Genomic DNA, 5,823 nt, shown 5'->3' with positions numbered 1-5,823 from the left:
CTGCAGTGATGCCTGTCAGCGGTGCCGTGAACTTCAGATTGCCATGCGTCGACTCGATGAACGGGCCACCGAGCAGGATGAAGAAGAACGACGGCAGGAAGGTGAAGAACGTGACCACCGTGGCCGCCACCGCGCCGGCCAGGAAGAGCGAGTCCGCTCCGAAGAGGGCCTTCGTCCAGCCCCCGACAAAGCCGACGAACGAGACGACCATGATGAGCGGCCCCGGCGTCGTCTCTCCCAGCGCCAGCCCGTCAATCATCTGCAGTCCCGTGAGCCAGTGGTAGTGGTCCACGGCCCCCTGGTAGACGTAGGGAAGCACGGCGTAGGCCCCGCCGAACGTCAGCAGTGCGGCCTTGGTGAAGAACCACGCCATTTGCGTGAGGGTGGCATCCCAGCCACAGGCCAGCGTCAGCCCTCCGATGGCCACCGCCCACAAGCCGGTGAACGCCGCGAGGACGCGCCGGAAGTGCCTCCAGGTGAAGCGCGCATGCGCCGGCGTCGGTGTGTTGTCGTCGATGAGGGCGGCACCGAACCCCTTGGCGGCCTTGCCGTGGCCTGCGCCGACAGCGAATTTCTCCGGGGCATAGCGGCCACCCAGGTACCCGACGAAGCCGGCACCCAGGACGATGAGCGGGAAAGGCAGGTTCACCGCGAAGATGGCGACGAAGGCCGCGACGGCGATGCCCCACAGCCAACGGTTCTTCAGCGCACGCGAGCCGATGCGGATCGCAGCCGACACGACGATGGCCGTGACCGCCGGCTTGATGCCGTAGAAGAGGCCCGCCACCGCGGGGACCGTGCCGAAGGCCATGTAGACCCAGGACAGTGCGATGAGGATGAACAACGACGGCAGCACGAACAATCCGCCGGCGACGATGCCGCCCCAGGTCCGGTGCATGAGCCAGCCAATGTAGGTGGCCAGCTGCTGGGCCTCGGGCCCCGGCAGGACCATGCAGTAGTTCAGCGCATGCAGGAAGCGGTTTTCCGAGATCCAGCGGCGCCGCTCGACCAGCTCCTCATGCATGAGGGCGATCTGCCCGGCAGGTCCACCGAAGCTGATGAAGCCGAGCTTGAGCCAGTAGACGAAGGCCTGGCCGAAGGAGACGGGCTCGGGTGCCGCGTCTGCAGCGGTCGATTCTTCCGCGGGCTTCATGGGCAGGTCATTGGAGCGGGTGAAGGGAATCGAACCCTCGTATGAAGCTTGGGAAGCTGCCGTTCTACCATTGAACTACACCCGCAGCGGGCGCGATTCTAGCGCGTGCTCGGGCACAATTCGGCCCCCTGCCCTCCAGGCACGCGTGCCGAATTACCATGACCGCCCCCACCGATCCCACCGTTCCGCTGCGCGGCATCAAGAGCTTCGTGCTGCGCGCCGGCCGCATGGGCACCGGCCAGGCGCGCGCGCTCGAGACGCTCGGCCCGCGCTTCGTGGTCCCCTATGCGCAGCAGCGCTTCGACCCGCAGGCCGCGTTCGGCCGCACCGCACCGCTGGTGCTGGAGATCGGCTTCGGCATGGGCGACGCCACCGCGGCGATCGCGCAGGCGCTGCCGGGCACCGATTTCCTCGGCGTCGAGGTGCACACGCCCGGCGTGGGTGCACTGCTGAAGCACATCGGCGAGAAGCAGATCGCCAACCTGCGCATCGTGCAGCACGATGCCGTCGAGGTGCTGGAGCACATGATCGCGCCCGGCTCGCTGGCCGGCGTGCATGTGTTCTTTCCCGACCCGTGGCACAAGAAGAAGCACAACAAGCGCCGGCTGATCCAGGCGCCGTTCGTCGCGAAGCTCGCCGCGCACCTGGCCCCCGGCGGCTACCTGCACTGCGCGACCGACTGGCAGCCCTATGCCGAGCAGATGCTGGAGGTGCTGTCGGCCGAGCCCGCGCTCGCCAACACCGCCGCGGGCTATGCGCCGAAACCGGCCTATCGGCCGCTGACCAAGTTCGAGAACCGCGGCCTCAAGCTCGGCCACGGCGTCTGGGACCTGGTGTTCACGAAGCGCGAAACCCGTTCGCCCTGAGCCTGTCGAAGGGCCTGCGCGTACGGCACCAAGGCTTCGACAGGCTCAGCCCGACCCTTCGACTAGCTCAGGGCGAACGGGCAGGTTTCGTCGACGGTGGCACGAACGGCCCCGGGTCGACGCAGTTGGCAGGCTTCTTCGCCGCGGCACCCGACGCCGCCGGACCGTAGCTCGGCGCCCGCCGACCGGCCTGGCATTGCTGGAAATCCTGCAGCTTGCGCGCCCACGCGGCACGTGCAGCGCCCTCGTCCTCGGGCGCCGCAATGCAGGCCGCTGCCGCCATCCAGGCCATCGTTCCGATCGGCATCCAGCGCATGCGCAGTCCTCAGGTCGTCTTCGAGATCGAGATGGTCGGGAACTTCGACGAGAAATCCTTGGTCCGCTGCGCGATCTTCGCGGCCAGCTGGCGCGCGATCGCCTTGTAGAGCCCGGCCGTCTCGCCGTCGGGCTCGCTCACCACCGTCGGCTTGCCCGAATCGGCCTGCTCGCGGATGGACAGCGCCAGCGGCAGCGCACCCAGGTAGTCCATGCCCAATTCGGCCGCCATGCGCTTGCCGCCATCGGCGCCGAAGATGTGCTCCACGTGCCCGCAGTTGCTGCACACATGCACCGCCATGTTCTCGACGACGCCCAGGATCGGCACGCCGACCTTCTCGAACATCTTGATGCCGCGGCGCGCATCGATCAGCGCGATGTCCTGCGGCGTCGTCACGATCACCGCGCCGGTCAGCGGCACGCGCTGGGAGAGCGTCAGCTGGATGTCGCCGGTGCCGGGCGGCATGTCGACGATCAGGTAGTCGAGGTCGCCCCAGTTGGTCTGCCGCAGCAGCTGTTCCAGCGCCTGCGTGGCCATCGGGCCGCGCCAGATCATCGCGTTGTCGCGCTCGACCAGGAAGCCGATCGAGATCACCTCGACGCCATGGTTGCGCATCGGCTCCATCGTCTTGCCGTCGGCGCTCTCCGGGCGGCCTTCCAGGCCCATCATCATCGGCTGGCTCGGGCCGTAGATGTCGGCGTCGAGGATGCCGACCTTCGCCCCCTCGGCGGCCAGCGCCAGCGCCAGGTTGGCCGCCGTCGTGCTCTTGCCGACGCCGCCCTTGCCCGACGCCACCGCGACGATGTTCTTCACGTTGGGCAGCAGCTGCACCCCGCGCTGCACCGCATGGGGCACGACGCGGGTCGCGATCTCGACATCGACCCGGCCAACGCCCGGCAACGCGCGCACCGCCCGCTGCAGCGATTCGCGCAGCGCCGCATGCAGGCTCTTCGCCGGGTAGCCGAGCTCCAGCTCGAAGCTCACGTCCGCGCCCTGGATGCGCAGGTTCTTCACCTGGCGGGCGCCGACGACATCCTTGCCGGTGAGCGGATCGTTGACGGCTTGCAGGGCGGCCAGGATGGCGGATTCGGTGGTGGTCATGGTGGCAGGCGGTTGGCGGCGGGCAGTCTAGCCCACACGCCTTCTCCCTCGGGCCAGCGCGCCTAGAATCGACCCTCCCCCGCCGATCCGGACGCCTCCGATGACCCGCAAGCTCTTCGTCACCACCGCCCTGCCGTACGCCAATGCGCCGTTCCACATCGGGCACATGATGGAGTACGTCCAGGCCGACATCTGGGTGCGGTTCCAGCGCATGGTCGGCAACGAGGTGCACTTCGTCTGCGCCGACGACGCGCACGGCGCGCCGATCATGATCGCCGCCGAGAAGGCCGGCAAGACGCCGCAGCAGTTCGTCGCCGAGATCGCGGCCGGCCGCAAGCAGTACCTCGACGGCTTCAGCATCGGCTTCGACAACTGGCACTCCACCGACGGTCCCGAGAACCACCAGCTCGCGCAGGACATCTACCGCGCACTGCGCAAGGAAGGCCTGATCGCCGAGCGCACGATCGAGCAGTTCTTCGACCCGGTGAAGGCGATGTTCCTGCCCGACCGCTACATCAAGGGCGAATGCCCGCGCTGCGGCACCAAGGACCAGTACGGCGATTCGTGCGAGAACTGCGGCGCGGTCTACGCGCCCACCGAGCTGAAGAACCCGTACTCGGCGCTCAGCGGCGCCACACCGGTGCTCAAGAGCAGCGCGCACTACTTCTTCCAGCTCTCGTCGCCGCGCTGCATCGAGTTCCTGAAGGACTGGACGCACACGCCCGGCCGCCTGCAGCCCGAGGTGCTGAACAAGATCCGCGAATGGTTCGCCGTCGACGAGCACGGCCACGGCGGCCTGGCCGACTGGGACATCAGCCGCGATGCGCCCTACTTCGGCATCCGCATCCCCGACACCGAGGACAAGTACTTCTACGTCTGGCTCGACGCGCCGGTCGGCTACCTGGCGTCGCTGAAGAACTACTTCGACAAGACCGGGCGCGACTTCGACGCGTTCTTCGCCGACCCGGCGGTCGAGCAGGTGCACTTCATCGGCAAGGACATCACCTACTTCCACACGCTGTTCTGGCCGGCGATGCTGCATTTCAGCGGCCGCAAGACGCCGGACCACGTCAACGTGCACGGCTTCATCACCGTCAACGGCGGCGAGAAGATGAGCAAGAGCCGCGGCACCGGCATCTCGCCGCTGAAGTACCTCGAGGTCGGGCTGAACCCGGAATGGCTGCGCTACTACATCGCGGCCAAGCTGAACGCGAAGGTCGAGGACATCGACTTCAAYSCCGACGACTTCACCGCCCGCATCAACTCCGACCTGGTSGGCAAGTACATCAACATCGCSAGCCGCGCCGCSGGCTTCCTCAGCAAGCGCTTCGGCGGGCGGCTGTCGGCCGACCTCGGCGTCGAGGGCCGCTCGCTGCTCGACGGCCTGCGCAACCACCGCCGCGCGATCGAGGAGCTCTACGAGGAGCGCGAGTACGGCAAGGCGCTGCGCGAGGTGATGCTGCTGGCCGACCGCGTGAACGAGTACGTCGACCAGAACAAGCCCTGGGACCTCGCCAAGAAGGCCGGGCAGGAGGCGGTGCTGCACGATGTGTGCAGCGTCTGCATCGAGGCCTTCCGCGTGCTGACCATCTACCTGAAGCCGGTGCTGCCGGCGCTGGCCGTGCAGGTCGAGGCCTTCCTGAAGGTCGAGCCGATGGTGTTCGCCGATGCGGCGCGCGCGATCGGCGGCCACACGATCGGCGACTACAAGCACCTGATGCAGCGCGTCGACCCGGCGCTGCTCGACAAGCTGCTCGAGCCGCCGGTGATCGCACTGCCGCCGCCGGGCGGCGAGGAGCTCGCGCCCGAGATCAGGATCGAGGATTTCGCCAAGGTCGACCTGCGCATCGCGAAGATCGTCGCCTGCGAGGCGGTCGAGGGCAGCGACAAGCTGCTGCGCCTGACGCTCGACGTGGGCGAGGCAAAGACGCGCAACGTCTTCAGCGGCATCAAGTCGGCCTACAAGCCGGAAGACCTGGTCGGCAAGTTCACCGTGATGGTGGCCAACCTCGCGCCGCGCAAGATGAAGTTCGGGCTCAGCGAAGGCATGGTGCTGGCCGCATCGCATGCCGACGAGAAGGCGAATCCGGGGCTGTACGTGCTGGAGCCGTGGCCGGGCGCGACGCCGGGCTTGCGGGTGCGCTGAGCGCCGGTTCCCCAAACAGGGTGAGAGACAGCCGCCCGGCAGGCGGCTATCCTGCGCGCCTTCGAGGGAGAGCAGCATGGGTTTTCTGGATGATCTGAAGCGGCAGGCCGACGCGCTGAAAACGCAGCAGACGGTCGACACGGCCGCACTCGCGCGCAACGCCGCGCTGGTCGAGACGGCCTGCCAGACCACCTGGCGCTACTGGATGGACCTGGCGCCCCAGCTCAACGTGCTGCTGCCT

General features: G+C 67.8%; 5 protein-coding genes and 1 tRNA gene. 2 read left to right on the top strand and 4 right to left on the bottom strand.

Going from position 1 to position 5,823, the window contains the following annotated elements:
- Positions 1-1,153: chromate efflux transporter (chrA, locus tag AC1D12_RS22525; RefSeq protein WP_477842965.1), on the bottom strand; the 1,153-nt coding region annotated here is incomplete at its 3' end.
- An 11-nt stretch (positions 1,154-1,164) separates the two neighbouring features.
- A tRNA-Gly gene (locus AC1D12_RS22520) sits at positions 1,165-1,238 on the bottom strand.
- A gap of 73 nt (positions 1,239-1,311) precedes the next feature.
- On the opposite strand from AC1D12_RS22520, the gene trmB reads away from it, so the two are divergent.
- Positions 1,312-2,019 carry a tRNA (guanosine(46)-N7)-methyltransferase TrmB gene (gene trmB / locus AC1D12_RS22515; protein ID WP_477828458.1) on the top strand — a complete coding sequence of 236 codons (708 nt, stop codon included), beginning with the start codon at positions 1,312-1,314 and terminating at the stop codon, positions 2,017-2,019.
- Between the two features lie 67 nt (positions 2,020-2,086).
- Here the strand turns inward: trmB and AC1D12_RS22510 are convergent, their stop codons facing one another.
- Complete coding sequence (locus AC1D12_RS22510) at positions 2,087-2,335, bottom strand: hypothetical protein (protein WP_477828459.1); 249 nt, start codon at positions 2,333-2,335, stop codon at positions 2,087-2,089.
- A 9-nt stretch (positions 2,336-2,344) separates the two neighbouring features.
- Complete coding sequence (gene apbC, locus AC1D12_RS22505; RefSeq protein ID WP_477842963.1) at positions 2,345-3,436, bottom strand: iron-sulfur cluster carrier protein ApbC; 1,092 nt, start codon at positions 3,434-3,436, stop codon at positions 2,345-2,347.
- A 100-nt stretch (positions 3,437-3,536) separates the two neighbouring features.
- Here apbC and metG point away from each other — a divergent pair, with 100 nt between their 5' ends.
- Positions 3,537-5,582: a methionine--tRNA ligase gene (metG, locus tag AC1D12_RS22500; protein ID WP_477842961.1), complete on the top strand. Its 2,046-nt coding sequence runs from the start codon at positions 3,537-3,539 to the stop codon at positions 5,580-5,582.
- The last annotated feature ends 241 nt before the right edge of the window (positions 5,583-5,823 follow it).

Source organism: Rhizobacter sp. P1_G5, from assembly GCF_056405435.1.
This window is presented reverse-complemented; position numbering and strand designations above follow the sequence as displayed.